Origin of the sequence: Streptomyces sp. NPDC051018 (assembly GCF_044456085.1) — a bacterium.
In the GTDB taxonomy this organism is placed as follows: Bacteria; Actinomycetota; Actinomycetes; order Streptomycetales; family Streptomycetaceae; genus Streptomyces.
In genome coordinates, this window is sequence record NZ_JBITFN010000005.1 from 1 (window position 1) to 16,511 (window position 16,511).

A 16,511-nucleotide genomic window follows, 5' to 3' on the forward strand; every position below is an offset into this window, starting at 1 on the left:
CGAGTGGTCGAGCACGATCGACCGTCGACGCACACTTGAGGCCCCCGGGTGGGGGTCCCCCCGGACGGAGTCTGGGGGAGAACCGAGCCACAAAAAACAGCCGCGCGTCGGTCACCGTCCGGAGACCCCTCGCCCGGCCTACCGGTCGAGCACGGTCGACCGTCGACGCACACTTGAGGCCCCCGGGTGGGGGTCCCCCCGGACGGAGTCCGGGGGAGAACCGAGCCGCAAAAAACTACTGCGCTCGGTCGAAGTCGATCTGGCTGTAGGCCCGCAGCTTCGAGAGGCGGTGGGTCGAGTCGATCTGGCGGATCGTTCCCGACTTCGAGCGCATCACCAGGGACTGGGTCGTCGCCGTCTCCGCGCGGTAGCGGACGCCCCGCAGCAGTTCGCCGTCGGTGATGCCCGTGGCGACGAAGAAGACGTTGTCACCGCGGACGAGGTCATCGGTGAGGAGCACGCGGTCGAGGTCGTGGCCCGCGTCGAGGGCGCGCCCGCGCTCGGCTTCGTCCTTGGGCCAGAGCTTGCCCTGGATGGTGCCGCCGAGGCACTTGATGGCGCAGGCGGTGATGATGCCCTCGGGGGTGCCGCCGACGCCCATGAGCATGTCGACGCCGGTGCCCTCGCGGACCGCCATGATCGCGCCGGCGACATCGCCGTCGGAGATGAACTTGATGCGCGCGCCGGTCTCGCGGATCTCCTTGACGATGCCCTCGTGGCGGGGGCGGTCGAGGATGACGACGGTGACGTCCTCGGGGGAGGAGTTCTTCGCCTTGGCGACGCGGCGGATGTTGACGGAGACGGGGGCGTTGATGTCGACGAAGTCGGCGGCCTCCGGACCCGTGACGAGTTTGTCCATGTAGAAGACCGCGGAGGGGTCGAACATGGTGCCGCGGTCGGCGGCCGCGAGGACGGCGATCGCGTTCGGCATGCCCTTGGCGGTGAGGGTCGTACCGTCGATCGGGTCGACGGCGATGTCGCACTCGGCGCCGGTGCCGTCGCCGATGCGCTCACCGTTGAAGAGCATGGGGGCTTCGTCCTTCTCGCCCTCGCCGATGACGACGACGCCGTTCATCGAGACGGTGTGGACGAGGGTGCGCATGGCCTTGACGGCCGCGCCGTCGGCGCCGTTCTTGTCGCCGCGTCCCACCCACCGGCCGGCGGCCATGGCGGCGGCCTCGGTGACCCTGACGAGTTCCAGGGCGAGGTTGCGGTCCGGGGCCTCGGGCGAGACCTCGAGCTGGGACGGCAGGTTGTTGTGCTCGGTCATCGGAGCGCGCCTTTCTTAGCGACGACGGCCGGAAGTGAGGGTGTCATGACTCTATCGGCAGGTCGACAAAATGAGCACAGGGGCCCACGTTTGAGCACGCGCCGCTGATGCGACGATGGGGGCGTGGCAGGTATGCGAGGCAGACAGACCGTGCGAGACATGATTCTGTCGATGGCGGTCATAGGGGTCGTCGTCGCGGTGATCTACATGTTCGTTCCGCACGACGACAGCAAGGACCCGGTCAGGGCGATCGACTACAGGATCGAGCTCGTGACCGCGCAGCGCGCGGCGCCCTATCCGGTGATGGCGCCGGAGGGGCTGCCGAAGGGCTGGCGGCCGACGTCGGTCTCGTACGACCGGGCGGAGGGCGACGCCTGGCATCTCGGGTTCCTCGACCCGGATCGCCGGTATGTGGCGATCGAGCAGTCCACCCAGGCGCCGGGCAAGTACGTCCCGAAGGTCACCCAGCGGGCCCGGGACACCGGTACGACGCAGTTGGTCGACGGCAAGGAATGGCAGCGCTGGGAGGGTGAGAAGTACGACGCCCTGGTGCGGGTGGACAAGGGCGTGACGACCGTGGTGACCGGGTCGGCCCCCATGGCGCAGCTGACGACGATGGCGGAGGCGCTGGAGTCGTCGAAGCCGCCCCAGCCCTCGCAGTCGCCCCAGGTGGCGCCGTCCGTGACGGGTTCGCCCGCGAGGTAGTGGCGCACCGCCGTGCCCCCGCGGCCGGGGGACATGTGGCCGATACGCACAGGGCCGCCGCACCCTTCCGGGGGCGGCGGCCCTGTGCGTATCGCGTGATGAGCGGTCGGCGGCCGGGTCGTGCGCGGGGTGGGAGGGCGGGAAGCCCGGCCACAGGGGCCGGGCCCTCACCCGTACCGGCCCTCACCCGTACTCGTACGGGCCCGTACCGGCGAGGCCCGGACCGTGGTCTCCGTCGGACCCGGCCGGTACCGGCGCGCGTCAGACCGTGGTCACCACGGACTCGTACCGCAGGCGCGGCAGCCGGGGGAACGAGGCGTCCTCGCCGGGCCTGCCGATGTTCACGACCATCAGCGGGGAGTGGTCGTCGTCGAGGAACTCCTTCTGGACCCCGGCGAAGTCGAAGCCGGTCATCGGGCCGGCGGCGAGACCGGCGGCGCGGACGCCGACGATGAAGTACGCGGCCTGGAGGGCGGCGTTCAGGCCCGCGTTCCGCTCGCGGACCGGGCGCTCGGAGAAGAAGAGGTCCTTGGCCTCGGGGAAGTGGGGGAGCAGCTCCGGCAGCTCCTCGTGGAACTCGTTGTCGGCGGCGAGGATCGCCACCAGCGGTGCGGAGCCGGTCTTGGCCTGATTGCCCTCGGACATCTGCGCGACCAGACGCTCGCGGGCCTCGGCGGAGCGGACGAGGACGACGCGGAGGGGGGTCTGGTTGAAGGCCGTGGGCCCGTACTTGACGAGGTCGTAGATCGCCTGGACCTGCTCATCGGTCACCGGTTCCCCGGTGAACGTGTTCGCGGTGCGCGCCTCCCGGAAGAGGAGGTTCTGGGCGGCGGTGTCAAGGACGAGAGTCATGCGGACGAGTGCCTTCCGTTTTCAGGGCGTGGGGGGACTTTCGACCGCTCCAACGAGGCACCGTTAGGTTAAATTTCAACTATCTGGAAAGTGTGCCCGTCCTCACAGAGGGAAACGGGAATCGCTGGATGCGACGGGCTGCCGCCTCCTCCGTCCCACGGCCCTCCGTGCGCCCCTTCCCGCGTGCCCTTCTCGCGCGCCCGCCCGGTCACTCCCCGTCCTGGCCGCTCTCCCGCGCACCCCCGGCGCCGCCCGTCCGCTCCGCGTCCCCCGAGCCGCCCGCGAGCGCCGCGTCCAGGCGGGCGCGGGCGCCCTCCAGCCAGTGCCGGCAGACCTTCGCCAGTTCCTCACCGCGCTCCCAGAGCGCCAGCGACTCCTCCAGCGTGGTGCCGCCCGCCTCCAGCCGGCGTACGACCTCGATCAGCTCGTCCCGTGCCTGCTCGTAGCCGAGCGCGTTCCCGTCCGTCTTGGCAGCCATCTGATCCATTCCCGTCTGAGTGATGTGTGTGAGGGCCCGCGCCGCGACCGCGGGGCGAGCGGCCCCGGGGGCCTACTCGGCGACCCGTACCGCGAACTCGCCGTCCGACACCCGCGCCCGCAGCGCGTCCCCCGCGGCCACCTCGTCCGGGGAGCGCACCACGGCGCCGTCCGCGCGCTGGAGGACCGCGTACCCCCGCTCCAGCGTCGCCGCGGGAGAGAGCGAGACCACCCGCGCCCGGGTGTGGGACAGCTCCGAGTCCGCACGGTCCAGGAGGTGCCCCAGCACCCGCCTGCTCCGCGCGATCAGCGCGTCGACCTCCGCCCCGCGTTCGTCGACCATCCGGCGGGGGTGCTCCATCGACGGGCGGGACAGGGCGTGCGCCAGTCCGCGCTCCTCGCGGTCGAGCAGCCCCTGGAGCGTACGCAGCGAACGGTCCCGCAGCTGCCGCACCCGGTCCAGCTCCTCGCCCACGTCCGGTACGACCTTCTTCGCCGCGTCCGTGGGCGTCGAAGCCCGCAGATCGGCGACCAGGTCCAGCAGCGGGGAGTCCGGCTCATGGCCGATCGCCGACACCACCGGCGTACGGCAGGCGGCCACCGCGCGCACCAGCAGTTCGTCCGAGAACGGCAGCAGGTCCTCCACGCTGCCGCCGCCGCGCGCCACGATGATCACGTCCACCTCGGGCAGATCGTCCAGCTCCTTGACCGCCTGGACGACCTGGGGCACCGCGTGCACCCCCTGCACCGCGACATTGCGCACCTCGAAGCGGACGGCCGGCCACCGCCGCCGCGCGTTCTCCAGGACGTCGCGCTCGGCGGCCGAGGCCCGGCCGCAGACCAGCCCCACCCGGTGGGGCAGGAACGGCAGGGATCGCTTCCGGTCGAGGGCGAAGAGCCCCTCCGCGCCGAGGGCCCGCTTCAGCTGCTCCAGGCGGACCAGCAGCTCACCGACGCCGACGGGCCTTATCTCCACGGCCCGCAGAGAGAGCTGCCCCCGGGGTGCGTACCACTCCGGTTTGGCGTGCACCACGACCCGAGCGCCCTCCGCCACCACATCGGCGACGGCGTCGAAGACCTGCCGGAAGCAGGTGACGCTCACCGAGATGTCGTACGACGGGTCGCGCAGGGTCATGAAGACGACTCCCTGCCCGGGGCGCCGGGACAGCTGGGTGATCTGCCCCTCCACCCAGACCGCCCCGAGCCGGTCGATCCACCCCCCGATGAGCCGGGACACCTCGCCGACGGGCAGGGGGGCTTCCGCGGACGTGTTGAGAGCCATACGGGGGAGCGTATCGGCCGGGTACGACACCGGGAGCCCGTCGCCGCGAACGGCTTCCCCGTACGCCCGTCCGCCGGTCCTTCCGCGGCTCCCGCGCACCGGGCCGACGTACGGGAAGGGCCCGGGCGCACCGGCGCGACGGCAGGGCCCCGGGCACCCGTACTCCCGCCCTTACGCGTGGCCGGGCCACCGGAAAACCCGGCACCACAGCGCCACCCGTGCCGCGGGGGCCGGCGGGCATCTGATGTGGGCACCACAGCGCCACCGGTGCACCGCGCCACCCCACCACCGCGCCTCCGAACCACAGCGCCACCGAAGCACCGAACCACCGAAGCAGCGAACCACCCCACCACCGAAGCACCGAGCCACAACGCCACCGAAGCACCGAGCCCGGTCCGCGGTCCGTTCACGGAGAACCCCCGTCAAGGACCTCCCTACGGCGCCGTTCCCAGCCGTTCGCGCTGCACCAGCAGCACCAGCAGTCCCACGGTCAGCCAGATCAGACCCACCACCTGTGCCGAGCCCGCCGCCTCCGCGATCACCGCGATCAGCACCGCCGCGCCGAGGACCGGTACGACCAGATGGCGCAGCCAGTCGGGCCGCCCCTCCATCCGCCGCACCACGAACCAGCCGACCACGCTCGCGTGCAACAGCACGAACGCCGTCAGCGCCCCGATGTCGACCACCGACACCAGATGGTCGAGCCCGTCGGGGCGCCGCGCCGCCCACACCGCGGCGATCAGCGTCACCACGGCCGCCAGCAGCAGCGCGACGCGCGGGACGCCCGAGTCCGTACGGGACAGGGCGCGCGGCAGCCTGCGGTCGCGGGCCATCGCGAACAGCAGCCGCCCCGCCGCCGCCTGCCCCGCCAGCGCCGCGAACGCCGCGCCGATCGCCTTGCTCACCGCGATCAGATCGTGCAGCCAGGTCCCCACCGAGGCGTCCACCGCGTCGTAGAAGGCCGTGCCCTGCAACTCGGGCCGCGCGGCCAGCTCCGCCGAGGACCGCGGCTCCAGCAGCGCCACCAGATACGTCTGCGCCACGAAGAGCACACCCGCGAGGACCAGGCAGAACAGCACCGCCCGTGCCACCTTCCGCGATCCCCCGGTCACCTCCTCGGCGAACGAGGCGATCGCGTCGAAGCCCAGATACGACAGGACGGCGATCGACACCCCGCTCAGCACCGCCGCGAGGGAGAACGACAGATCGCCCGTGAACGGCGAGAGCCAGCCGCGTTGCGCCCCGTCCCGTACGAGCACCACCACCGCGCTCACCACGAACACCAACAGCACCAGGATCTCCATCGCCAGCACGGCGAAGCCCACGCGTGCCGCCGCCCGTACGCCCCAGAGGTTCAGGAGGGTCGTCACCACCACCGCGATCGCGGTCCAGATCCACCGGTCCACCTCCGGGACCAGCGCCTCCATCGCGATGCCGGAGAAGAGATACGCGACCGCCGGGATCAGCAGATAGTCCAGCATCGCCATCCATCCGGCGATGAACCCCGGCCCCTTGCCGAGTCCCTTGGAGGCGTAGGTGAACACCGAACCGGCCTTCGGCGCGACCCGCACCATCTGCGCGTAGCTCAGCGCGGTGAACGCCATGGCGACCGTGGCCACCAGATAGACCAGCGCCACGGCTCCGTGGGACGTGGCGTCGAGGGCGCCGTAGACGCCGACGGGGGCCATGGGCGCGATGAAGAGCAGACCGTAGACCACCAGATCACGGAATCCGAGGCTCCGTCGCAGCTCACCGGCCTCGCGGACCACCTCCCCCTCGGCCGCCCCGCCCGGCTCCGGTGCCCCCGTCGTGGTCATGCGGCCCTCCGTCCGTCGTCCGCCTGCGCATCAGTGTTCCCCCAGGTGGCGATCTTCCGCCTGTTCTGTGCGGCCTTACGATGGGGGGCATGACTGCTACGCCTCCTGCCCGTCGCGTCCTGCTCGCCGCTCCCCGTGGCTACTGCGCGGGAGTGGACCGCGCCGTGATCGCCGTTGAGAAGGCCCTTGAGCAGTACGGCTCTCCGGTGTACGTCCGCCACGAGATCGTCCACAACAAGTACGTCGTCCAGACCCTGGAGAAGAAGGGCGCGATCTTCGTCGAGGAGACGGCGGAGGTCCCCGAGGGGTCCATCGTCATGTTCTCCGCGCACGGGGTCGCCCCGGTCGTCCACGAGGAGGCCGCGCAGCGCAGGCTCGCGACCATCGACGCCACCTGCCCCCTGGTCACCAAGGTCCACAAGGAAGCCGTCCGTTTCGCGAACGAGGACTACGACATCCTCCTCATCGGCCACGACGGCCACGAGGAGGTCATCGGCACCTCCGGCGAGGCCCCCGACCACATCACGCTGGTCGACGGCCCCGGCGATGTCGACAAGGTCGAGGTGCGCGACGAGTCGAAGGTCGTCTGGCTCTCCCAGACCACGCTCTCCGTCGACGAGACGATGGAGACGGTCGACCGGCTGAAGGAGAAGTTCCCGCAGCTGATCTCCCCGCCCAGCGACGACATCTGCTACGCCACCCAGAACCGCCAGATCGCGGTCAAGCAGATGGGCGCGGAGGCGGACCTCGTCATCGTCGTCGGCTCGAAGAACTCCTCGAACTCCGTACGGCTCGTCGAGGTCGCCCTCGGCGCGGGCGCGGGTGACGCCCATCTGGTCGACTTCGCCGACGAGATCGACGAGGCATGGCTGGAGGGTGTCTCCACGGTGGGCCTCACCTCGGGCGCGTCGGTGCCGGAGGTGCTGGTCGAGGGCGTACTGGAGTGGCTGGCGCAGCGCGGTTTCGAGGATGTCGAGCTGGTGAAGTCGGCCGAGGAGTCGATCACCTTCTCGCTCCCGAAGGAACTGCGGCGCGATCTGCGCGCCGAGGCCGCGGAGCTGGTGGCCAGGGCGGCGAAGGCCTCCGGCGAGTAACCGCCGGCTGCTGCCCGTAACGTTGGGTCCATGAACGTGTTCGGAGTGGACATCGGCGGTTCCGGCATCAAGGGCGCTCCTGTGGATCTTGAGCGTGGAGAATTGGCGCAGGAGCGCCACAAGGTCCTGACCCCGCACCCGGCGACGCCGGACGCGGTCGCGGACGGCGTCGCCGAGGTGGTGAAGCACTTCGGCTGGTCGGGACCGGTGGGGATCACCTTCCCGGGAGTGGTCACGGGGGGTATCACCCGTACCGCGGCGAATGTCGACAAGGGCTGGATCGACCTGGACGCGGCCCGGCTCCTCGGTGACCGGCTCGGCGGCGCTCCCGTCACCCTCCTCAACGACGCGGACGCGGCCGGCATCGCGGAGATGGCCTTCGGCGCGGGCCGGGGCCGCACGGGCACGGTCATGGTCCTGACGCTCGGTACGGGCATCGGGAGCGCGGTCTTCAGTGAGGGCCGCCTGGTGCCGAACACCGAGCTGGGGCATCTGGAACTGCACGGCCACGAGGCGGAGAAGCGCGCGTCCACCAAGGCCAAGGACGACGAGGGCCTGAGCTGGGAGCACTGGGCGCGCCGCGTACAGAAGTACCTGACCCATCTGGAGATGCTCTTCTCCCCGGAACTGTTCGTCCTCGGGGGCGGGGTAAGCCGCAAGGCGGACAGGTTCATCCCGCATATCGAGGGCATCCGGGCGGAGATCGTCCCGGCGGAGCTGCGCAACAACGCGGGCATCGTCGGCGCGGCGATGTCCTCGACCCCCGGGTAGCCCCCTCCGGGACTCCGCCGCGGGCCCCGCTGCCCGGAGGGTTTCCCGGCCCGCCCGGAATGCTTCCGGGCGGGCCTCCGGGCATTTCCAGCCGGTCCGGCGTTTGAGGACGGACCTCGGCTGCGGGGCCGGGTCGCTTCGGCGGGGGGCCCGGGAAACCTGTGCCCCCGGCCTGCCTGGAGGGGTGGGTTCCAGCCCGTCCGGCGTGTGAGGACGGACCTCGGCTGCGGGGCCGGGCCGCTTCGGCGGGGGGCCCGGGAAACCTGTGCCCCCGGCCTGCCTGGAGGGGTGGGTTCCAGCCCGTCCGGCGTTTGAGGACGGACCCCGGCCACATGGCCGGTCACCTTGGCAGAACGGTGTCCCCCGGAAGCCGTACCACCCAGCCCGCCCGGAGGGCCCTAGCGGCGGGCCGCCGGCGGCTGGGACGGGCGGGGGCGGCGCCTGCGGTGGGGGAGTGCCCGGATCTTGCGGGCGCAGGTGATCAGGCCCGCGACCAGCGTGCCCCCGTACAGCCACCCCGCGTGCACCGCCAGCGCCGTCACCACCGCCATGATCTGCCCGCCGATTCCGCCCTCGCCCCCGGCGATGGGGATGACGCCGACGGCGAAGGCGATCGGCACACTGATGGGCGCGGTGACCAGGTCCGCCTCGCGGACCCAGAGCGCGGTGAGCGCGCAGACGGGCAGGAAGAGCACCCCGTAGACGACGGGCGAGCCGTCGAAGAGGAGCCAGTCCAGGGAGCCGATCGCCAGCATCGCGGTGACGGCGAAGAGCCCGCCGCCCAGGCCGGTCAGCCGGGGACTGGGCAGCTTGCGCAGTGCGAGCACCACGGGCGGCACGGCCCGTGGCGCGGGCGCGGGCCGGACCCCGTACACCGCCGGACGGTCCGCGACGGCCCCCTGTGGTGACAGGGGGCCCTGGGGCGAGAGAGGGGCCTGCGGCCGCCGGCGGCGCTGGGGGTGACTCGTCCTTGGCTGCTCCACCCCACCAACGTAGGTGGCCGGTGGGGAAGAACCGGGCCCAGGACACGCCCTTTGGCCGACCATTGGGGAAGAGTTCGACTCCTCGGCCCCCTCCGCGGCCCCTCCACTGGCCCCTTGCCACGGCCCCGGGGGCGCCCCGGGCGGGTGGCGCCCGGCCCCGGGACCGCCCCGTTCCCGCCCTCGCGCATCCCGTCATGGCCCCGCGCGGCCGGACCGTAAACTGGGGGATCGGCCCCCGTCCGGCCGGCAGCGAGTGTTATCCACCCGTTGCTCCAGTCCACCCGATGCTCCAGCCCTTACTCCAGGAAGTCGCCAACGTGTCGCTCACGATCGGAATCGTCGGCCTGCCCAATGTCGGCAAGTCGACCCTGTTCAACGCCCTGACCAAGAACGACGTGCTGGCGGCCAACTACCCGTTCGCCACCATCGAGCCGAACGTCGGCGTGGTCGGTGTCCCCGACGCCCGTCTCGCCAGGCTCGCGGAGATCTTCGGCTCCCAGCGGATCCTCCCGGCGACCGTGGACTTCGTCGACATCGCGGGCATCGTCCGCGGCGCGAGCGAGGGTGAGGGCCTGGGCAACAAGTTCCTGGCGAACATCCGCGAGTCCGATGCGATCTGCCAGGTCATCCGGGCCTTCCGGGACGAGAACGTCGTCCATGTCGACGGCAAGGTCTCTCCGAAGGACGACATCGAGACGATCGACACCGAGCTGATCCTCGCCGACCTCCAGTCCGTCGAGAAGGCTCTGCCGAGGCTGACGAAGGAGTCCCGTCTCCAGAAGGACAAGGTCGCCGTCCTCGCGGCCGTCGAGTCCGCGCAGAAGATCCTGGAGTCCGGCCAGACCCTGTTCTCCGCGGGGATCACCAAGGGCACCGAGCAGGGCGACCTGCTGCACGAGCTGCATCTGCTGACGACCAAGCCGTTTCTGTACGTCTTCAACGTCGACGAGGACGAACTGGTCGACGAGGACTTCAAGAACGAGCAGCGCGCCCTGGTCGCCCCCGCCGAGGCGATCTTCCTCAACGCCAAGATCGAGTCCGAGCTGATCGAACTGGACGACGACGAGGCCCTTGAACTGCTTCAGTCGATGGGCCAGGACGAGCCCGGACTCGCCACCCTCGGCCGGGTCGGTTTCGACACACTGGGCCTCCAGACGTATCTGACGGCGGGCCCCAAGGAAACCCGCGCCTGGACGATCAAGAAGGGCGCGACGGCTCCCGAGGCGGCCGGTGTGATCCACACCGACTTCCAGAAGGGCTTCATCAAGGCCGAGGTCATCTCCTTCGACGACCTCATCGAGACCGGCTCGGTCGCCGAGGCCCGCGCCAAGGGCAAGGCGCGCATGGAGGGCAAGGACTATGTGATGCAGGACGGCGACGTGGTCGAGTTCAGGTTCAACGTCTAATTCGATCGGCGAAAGGCCGTCTGACCTGTGACGAAGCGGGTTGGGCGGCCCTTTGTGGTCCGCGCAGAGTCCGCAGGGTGTTTGCTGCGGACTGAGTCCGGGTCGCTCAGGACTTCGCTCACCCGTTCAGTGCCAGGCACGGTGCTTCTACGCTGATCAGCGCGGGCAGGGCAAGCTCAGAGCAGGTGAGGTTGCGGGTGAGACTCAGGCAAGAAGCTCGCGTCCTGAAAGAAGAGGCCGTCTCGTCGATGGTCGCTGCGGCGGAGGCGTTCAACTCGCCGTATGACCGCGGGCGAGGGACGAAGGTTCTGCTGCACCTTCAGCACTCCTTCGAGAGCCGATCGGCGGACCACGCTTCAGGAGCAGTTCCACTCCTCGCTGGGCAGCGCGTGCCACAGGTCGAGCCAGTCGTGGAGCAGGAAGAGGGGGCGGGTCAGGACGACGTCGCCGGCCCGCTGGGAGCGGATTGCCAGGCCGAGGTCGGCGAAGACCGGATCGCCGGCGACGCTGTACGCCAGGCTGCCGGGCCGTGTTGTGCGGTGGACGAGCCAGTCCTCCACGTGGGAAGGTGCGCAGCCGGTCAGTGGGGCCGCTTCCAGTCTCACCTGGGGGCCGGTGAGGGCGTCTGCTGCGACGCACCCCAGGCGGCCGTTGTGGAAGAGGGCTCTGATCCCGCTCTCGGCGAAGTCGGCGTAGTTGAGCTGCTGGTCTTCGCCGTGGTGGGAGCAGGACGAGACGGCCGGCCCTTCGCCGAGAGCACGGGTGATCTCCTCCAAGGTCATCCCGAAGTGCAGGGGGCCGACTCCTGCGTACGGCGTGAACGTCCACTCGGCGCGCTCCTCCTCCCGGGCGATCCGCCACGGGCCGCGGTACCCCGCCTCGCTCCCCGGGGCGGCCACGGGCAGCTCGGGTGCCGGCTCGTGCAGGGCGGCCGGTATGGGCGCGGTCCGGTGCTCACGCCGGCGGCCGAGTCGTTCCGGAGCCGCGGTGTCCTCGGGTTGCTCTTCCAGCCGGCGGATCGCCTGCTCCTGCTCCTGGCCGCCGAACGGGTCCTCCGCCAACTCGCCTGCCCGGTCCAGGGCCGCGCGGCGCTCCTTCTCCGCGGTGATGAGGCCGGTGACGTCCTCACCCCAGGCAGCGAGCCGTTCCCGGGCGATCCACCGGTAGTACGAGTCCGCGCTCACGGCCAGGACCTCGCGAACGGCGGGCGCGTACCGGGGTACGGACGAGGCGAGGGCGGGGTCGGCCAGGAGCAGGGCGGTGGCCGCGAGCGCGGCCTCCTTCACCAGTGGATCGTTGTCGTCGCAGAAATCCGCGATGCTGTCGTGGAGTGTTGGCCTTGCCGCACGGGCGGCGGCCAGATCCTGCGCCGTGCCGATGCCGTCCTCGACGTCCAGGCGGGCGATGTCGGCGAACGAAGTCAGCCAGTTCAGCAGTTCGGCGCGGAGCGATCGCCGACCGGCCCTGCGCTCCCACCGGTCTTCGGCGAGGGTGCGCGGATCGTCGAGAAGACGAGCGAGGACCGAGGCCGCCGGAGCGGTCGCCGGAAACACCTGCTCCCGATTGAGGAGCAGCCGATACAGATCCCCCACCGCCCGCACCCGGTGCGCCGGGTCGGTGGCGAGCACAGAGCCGAGGATGTCCGGTGTGTCAGGCACCCTGTGCTGGCCCGTACAGACGTGCGGCAGCTCCTCCCAGGCGGTGCCGGCGAGCTCTGTCTGCGCTCTGGGTGGCAGGGAGCCGACGGGAGCATCAGGAAGGTCGGGGGGCATCTCGTTGATCATGGCCGCAGTGTTCCAGCCGACTCCGACATCAGCGCCGCCGATACGTGCCACAGACCGCAGACGGCTCACGCTCGAGCAACACTCTGATGCCCTCGCTGCTCGTGGCAGCGAGCGCATCAGTCGTCGGGCGGCGCGGGCTGTGGGCAACTGCGCGACCCACCTCGTGACCTCGGTCAGGTGCCCGGGCTGTAGACCGAGGTGCGGGTCGGGCTGAATGAGGAGGGTCGCCGTTCCCTTCGCAGTGCGCTCCGCCGCCCATTCATGGTCGAGGCAGGTGAAGTCGTCATCGATCCAGACGGCGGGGGCGTCGCCGAGCCAGGCGTCGACGTGGTCGCGCTTCCACAGGTAGCCGTTGGGGTGGCTGGTGGTGATCCGCGGACGTGGGAGATCGACGTACGACAGGGTCGGAAGGCCGAGGAGGGGCCCGATGAGGGGGGTGGCGTCCTGGCGTCAGCTGGTGCACCAGTCATACCGGCCTCGGCGACGGCCTCGCCGCCCGGACCCGCGCCGACGAGGCCGTCGCCGCCTGGTCCCAGGTCCTGGTCCTGGTCCTCAGAAAGGCGAGCACCTCAATCCGCTCCATCCTGGGCGGTCAACAGCGCAGCCGCGTTCCCGGTGTGCGTCCGGACGCTGAGGTCCTTCTGAGGACGGGCCTGCGACAGGTCACCGCCCGGTACTGGCGTCAGGCGGGGGCTTGGCCATGCGGGGCTGCCCGGAAACAGAAGCCCGTACGCGGCGGGGACATCGTCGTTCGGCATGCGCGGCGGGCGGAGGCCCCGACGATCCGGCCTCATCGCCTGTCCTCGGCCAGCACCGCGGCAAGGAGTCCCGGGAAGCGGGCGTCGAGAGCGGCGCGACGCAGAGTCATCAGGCGAGCCTTTCCGACGTGCCGGGTCCGGGTGATTCCGGCTTCGCGCAGGATCCGCCAATGGTTGGACAGGGTCGATCTGGGCACGTCCAGGCCGTCCGGGCTGCATACGCTCTCGCCGCCCTCGGCCATCCCGCGGAGCAGTGCCAGCCGGACCGGATCACCGAGGGCATGGAGCACCACGGCCAGGTCCAGGTCCAGGTGCAGGTCCTCATGGTCGCGCTGTCCCACCGGCCCTCCTCGTCTTCGCCCGCGTGCCACCCCTTGTAGTATGCAGATCACTTCGATGTTTCGGGAATGTCGAAATGATCTAGGAGATGGCCGTGACAGTGCTCGCCACCCTTGCCCGCGTCTACGTGGACGACCTGGACGTCGCCCTGCCGACCTTCGTCGAACTCACCGGAGAGCAGCCACGGCTCCGGTTCACCTATCGCGACCTGGAACTCGCGAGCGTCGGCGGCTATCTGCTTCTCGCAGGCTCGGCGGAAGCCCTCACTCCGTACCGCGGCACTCACGCCACCACGATCGTCGAGTCCATCGACCAGGTCCTGCGCATCACCGAGCAGCGCGGCGGGGAGATCCTCGACGGCCCCAACGAGGTGCCGACCGGCACCAACCTGACCGTGCGACACCCCGGCGGCGCGACCATCGAGTACGTGCAGTTCCACGCGACCGCACGGTCGACGCTCGCATGAACCGGCCCGGTCGCCCACCGGCCGTCGATACGCCAGTCTGATGGAATGGCTGCCCGCGGTCCCTGCGGTAGGCGGCTACTGACGCGCACCAACGACATCGAGATCGATATCGTCGGCGCGGATCGCGCCCCCATCGCCAAGGAGCTGCTGCTCCCCGGCTCTCTCAAGTGGCTGGAGCGGTCACCCTTCGACCGCCATGACCTGGTGGCTCTTCAGCGACACCTGGCCGCCCTCGCCGACGAACCCGTTCCGGTTGTGGCGGTCTCGCGCGGCGGCGTCGACTCACCGGGCCTTGACGCCGCCTATGGTCCCGGTGATTGGCCGCTGTGAGTGGCGGATCGCAAGCGAGCTAAGGAGAGGTACGGGAGTCGTTGAGCGGGACCGGCCGCAGATGCCGGGCATGTAGCCGGCGTGGCGAACACGCCGGGCAGAAGGGGCCGGGCCACCGGTGTCCAATCTCCGCCGTCGGTCCCGGGCCGGATCGGTGCTGAATGAGATTTGGCACGTGCGGCCTGTCGGGGTCGGGCCCCGGCGTTCTCCCGCGCCGGGAAGGTGCCGGGGACTCCTCACGGCGTGGCCAGGGCCTCCGTCGGGGACAGGCGGGAGGCGCGGACCGCCGGGTAGAGGCCGGCCAGTGCGCCGATGGCCAGGGTGGCGGTGAGGCCGCCGAGCAGCGCCCAGGGCGGTACGACGGCGGGCCAGTGCTGGGAGAGGGCGAACGCGGCGGTCGCCCCGCTGCCGAGGAGGGCGCCGCCGAGGCCGCCGAGGGCGGACAGCAGCAGGGATTCGGTGAGGAACTGGGAGCGGATCCGGCCCCGGGTGGCACCCAGTGAGCGGCGCAGGCCGATCTCGGCGCGGCGTTCGAGGACGGAGATGACCATGGTGTTGGCCACGCCGACACCGCCGACCAGCAGGGCCACCGCGCCGACCCCCAGCAGCAGGCCGGTGAACGCCTGGCTCGCGGCCTGCTTGGCGGCGAGGGCGTCGGAGGGGCGGGAGACCTGGACCTCGCCGGGGGCCCCGGGGTTGGCGGTGGCGCCCAGGGAGGCGCCGACCTGCTCGACGTACGCGTCCTGGGTGCGGGTGTAGATGGTGGTGGGGAGGCCGTCGAAGCCCAGTTCGCTCCGGGCCGCCGGCCAGCCGATCAGGGCGGCGGCGTCCAGTTCGGGGGCGAGCGGGGCCTCGGCGAGGATGCCGACCACCGTGAACCAGCGCCCGCCGATGAGCACTTGGGTATCGGCCTTGGCGTGTCCGACGCCGAGGCGTTCGGCCGCGGTCGCGCCCAGCACCGCGGCCGGATAGGTGCTCATGGCGTCGTTGAGCCAGGTGCCGCTGCGGAGCTTCGCGCCGATGGTGGCCCGCAGATCGGTACGGGTGGCGTAGACGGAGAGCCCCTTCGTCTCGATCCTCGGGGTCTTGTCGTTGCGGTAGACGTCGGCGTCCTTGATCTCGCCGACGGCGGACACCGATTCCACCTGGCGGATGCGGGCGATCATGCTCTCCGCCGTGGAGGGGAGCGGGGCGTCCCCTCCGGCGATGGTCTGGCCGGGGGAGACGGTGAGCAGGTTGGTGCCCAGGGAGGCGAGCGTACGGTCGAGTCCGGCCCGGGAGGACGAGGAGATCCCCACCACGGCGACCATGGCGGCGATGCCGATGGCGATGCCCAGCGCGGAGAGAAAGGCACGCAGCGGGCGGGTGCGCAGACCGACCGCTCCGGCCCGGACCATGTCGCCGGGGCGCATACGGGTCGGCCGAAGCTCCTCGGCCTCCGCGGGCGGGCGGCGGATACCGGCGGTCATCGGTGCTCCTCCGCCCGGTCGGTGACATATGCCGGATTCGCGGAGTCTTCCACGATGCGGCCGTCGCGCATCCGGACCTGGCGGGGCAGGCCGGCGGCGAGTTCCCGGTCGTGCGTGATGATCACGACGGTGGTGCCGGTGGCGTGCAGATCGCGCAGTAGGCGCAGCACTCCGGCTCCGGCGGCGGTGTCCAGTGCTCCGGTCGGCTCGTCGGCCAGCAGCAGGGAGGGCTCGCCCGCCACCGCGCGGGCGATGGCGACCCGCTGGCGCTCGCCGCCGGACAGCTCGTGCGGCTCGTGGTCCAGACGGTGGCCCAGACCGACGCGGTGCAGCACGGCCTCCGCACGGCGGCGGCGCTCCGCGCGCGCCCGCCCCGTGTACAGCAGCCCGTCGGCCACGTTGTCCAGCGCCGAGGTGCCGGAGGCCAGGTGGAACTGCTGGAAGACGAAGCCGATCCGACGGGCACGCAGCGCGGAGAGCTCGGCGTCCGACAGCGCGCCGACGTCATGGCCGCCGATCCGTACCGTGCCGGAGGTCGGCTTGTCGAGCGTGCCCAGGATGTGCAGCATGGTGGACTTTCCCGAGCCGGACGGGCCGACGATGCCGAGGAGTTCGCCGCGGCTCATGCGCAGATGGACGCCGTCGAGTGCGGTGACCCCGCCGGGGTAGGTCCTGGTGACATCGGTCAGGGTGATCATGTGGGTGTCC

General features: G+C 71.1%; 15 protein-coding genes and 3 pseudogenes. 7 read left to right on the forward strand and 11 right to left on the reverse strand.

What is annotated here, in order from left to right:
- Positions 1 to 235: 235 nt before the first annotated feature.
- Positions 236 to 1,270, reverse strand: coding sequence for a class II fructose-bisphosphatase (gene glpX, locus ACIBCM_RS10705; RefSeq protein ID WP_399241655.1), 1,035 nt, complete (start codon positions 1,268 to 1,270; stop codon positions 236 to 238).
- A gap of 123 nt (positions 1,271 to 1,393) precedes the next feature.
- On the opposite strand from glpX, the gene ACIBCM_RS10710 reads away from it, so the two are divergent.
- Positions 1,394 to 1,975 carry a DUF4245 domain-containing protein gene (locus ACIBCM_RS10710; protein WP_399241656.1) on the forward strand — a complete coding sequence of 194 codons (582 nt, stop codon included), beginning with the start codon at positions 1,394 to 1,396 and terminating at the stop codon, positions 1,973 to 1,975.
- A gap of 261 nt (positions 1,976 to 2,236) precedes the next feature.
- Here ACIBCM_RS10710 and ACIBCM_RS10715 read toward each other — a convergent pair whose 3' ends face one another.
- From ACIBCM_RS10715 to ACIBCM_RS10730, 4 genes are all read right to left on the reverse strand, one after another.
- On the reverse strand, positions 2,237 to 2,827 hold the full coding sequence (locus ACIBCM_RS10715; protein WP_399241657.1) for a malonic semialdehyde reductase: 591 nt from the start codon (positions 2,825 to 2,827) through the stop codon (positions 2,237 to 2,239).
- 208 nt (positions 2,828 to 3,035) lie between these two features.
- Complete coding sequence (locus ACIBCM_RS10720; RefSeq protein ID WP_399241658.1) at positions 3,036 to 3,305, reverse strand: exodeoxyribonuclease VII small subunit; 270 nt, start codon at positions 3,303 to 3,305, stop codon at positions 3,036 to 3,038.
- 72 nt (positions 3,306 to 3,377) lie between these two features.
- Positions 3,378 to 4,586, reverse strand: coding sequence for an exodeoxyribonuclease VII large subunit (gene xseA, locus ACIBCM_RS10725; RefSeq protein ID WP_399241659.1), 1,209 nt, complete (start codon positions 4,584 to 4,586; stop codon positions 3,378 to 3,380).
- 434 nt (positions 4,587 to 5,020) lie between these two features.
- Positions 5,021 to 6,403: an APC family permease gene (locus ACIBCM_RS10730; protein ID WP_399241661.1), complete on the reverse strand. Its 1,383-nt coding sequence runs from the start codon at positions 6,401 to 6,403 to the stop codon at positions 5,021 to 5,023.
- Between the two features lie 80 nt (positions 6,404 to 6,483).
- On the opposite strand from ACIBCM_RS10730, the gene ACIBCM_RS10735 reads away from it, so the two are divergent.
- The gene (locus ACIBCM_RS10735) at positions 6,484 to 7,497 is read left to right on the forward strand and encodes a 4-hydroxy-3-methylbut-2-enyl diphosphate reductase (protein ID WP_399241662.1); all 1,014 of its coding nucleotides are present in this window, start codon (positions 6,484 to 6,486) and stop codon (positions 7,495 to 7,497) included.
- Positions 7,498 to 7,527: 30 nt separating this feature from the next.
- Positions 7,528 to 8,268, forward strand: a complete 741-nt coding sequence (gene ppgK, locus ACIBCM_RS10740) for a polyphosphate--glucose phosphotransferase (protein ID WP_399241663.1) — start codon at positions 7,528 to 7,530, stop codon at positions 8,266 to 8,268.
- 398 nt (positions 8,269 to 8,666) lie between these two features.
- Here the strand turns inward: ppgK and ACIBCM_RS10745 are convergent, their stop codons facing one another.
- Positions 8,667 to 9,251 (reverse strand): DUF6542 domain-containing protein, encoded by a 585-nt coding sequence (locus tag ACIBCM_RS10745; protein ID WP_399241664.1) that lies wholly within the window; start codon positions 9,249 to 9,251, stop codon positions 8,667 to 8,669.
- 317 nt (positions 9,252 to 9,568) lie between these two features.
- On the opposite strand from ACIBCM_RS10745, the gene ychF reads away from it, so the two are divergent.
- Positions 9,569 to 10,657: a redox-regulated ATPase YchF gene (gene ychF / locus ACIBCM_RS10750; protein ID WP_399242084.1), complete on the forward strand. Its 1,089-nt coding sequence runs from the start codon at positions 9,569 to 9,571 to the stop codon at positions 10,655 to 10,657.
- 356 nt (positions 10,658 to 11,013) lie between these two features.
- On the opposite strand, the gene ACIBCM_RS10755 is transcribed toward ychF, so the two are convergent.
- Both ACIBCM_RS10755 and ACIBCM_RS10760 read right to left on the reverse strand, forming a co-directional pair.
- On the reverse strand, positions 11,014 to 12,441 hold the full coding sequence (locus ACIBCM_RS10755) for a hypothetical protein (protein WP_399241665.1): 1,428 nt from the start codon (positions 12,439 to 12,441) through the stop codon (positions 11,014 to 11,016).
- A 126-nt stretch (positions 12,442 to 12,567) separates the two neighbouring features.
- Positions 12,568 to 12,906, reverse strand: a pseudogene (locus tag ACIBCM_RS10760) (hypothetical protein); the annotation flags it as partial.
- On the opposite strand from ACIBCM_RS10760, the pseudogene ACIBCM_RS10765 reads away from it, so the two are divergent.
- A pseudogene (locus tag ACIBCM_RS10765) lies at positions 12,906 to 13,058 on the forward strand (tetratricopeptide repeat protein); the annotation flags it as partial. The pseudogenes ACIBCM_RS10760 and ACIBCM_RS10765 sit on opposite strands and share 1 nt — an antisense overlap.
- Positions 13,059 to 13,231: 173 nt before the next feature.
- On the opposite strand, the gene ACIBCM_RS10770 reads toward ACIBCM_RS10765, so the two are convergent.
- Positions 13,232 to 13,540, reverse strand: coding sequence for an ArsR/SmtB family transcription factor (locus ACIBCM_RS10770; RefSeq protein ID WP_399241666.1), 309 nt, complete (start codon positions 13,538 to 13,540; stop codon positions 13,232 to 13,234).
- An 86-nt stretch (positions 13,541 to 13,626) separates the two neighbouring features.
- On the opposite strand from ACIBCM_RS10770, the gene ACIBCM_RS10775 reads away from it, so the two are divergent.
- Positions 13,627 to 14,004, forward strand: coding sequence for a hypothetical protein (locus tag ACIBCM_RS10775; RefSeq protein WP_399241667.1), 378 nt, complete (start codon positions 13,627 to 13,629; stop codon positions 14,002 to 14,004).
- Positions 14,005 to 14,053: 49 nt separating this feature from the next.
- Positions 14,054 to 14,334, forward strand: a pseudogene (locus tag ACIBCM_RS10780) (ATP-binding protein); the annotation flags it as partial.
- Between the two features lie 236 nt (positions 14,335 to 14,570).
- Here the strand turns inward: ACIBCM_RS10780 and ACIBCM_RS10785 are convergent.
- On the reverse strand, positions 14,571 to 15,803 hold the full coding sequence (locus tag ACIBCM_RS10785) for an ABC transporter permease (RefSeq protein WP_399241668.1): 1,233 nt from the start codon (positions 15,801 to 15,803) through the stop codon (positions 14,571 to 14,573).
- Positions 15,800 to 16,501, reverse strand: coding sequence for an ABC transporter ATP-binding protein (locus ACIBCM_RS10790; RefSeq protein WP_399242086.1), 702 nt, complete (start codon positions 16,499 to 16,501; stop codon positions 15,800 to 15,802). Before ACIBCM_RS10790 ends, ACIBCM_RS10785 begins: the two co-directional genes overlap by 4 nt.
- Between the last annotated feature and the right edge of the window lie 10 nt (positions 16,502 to 16,511).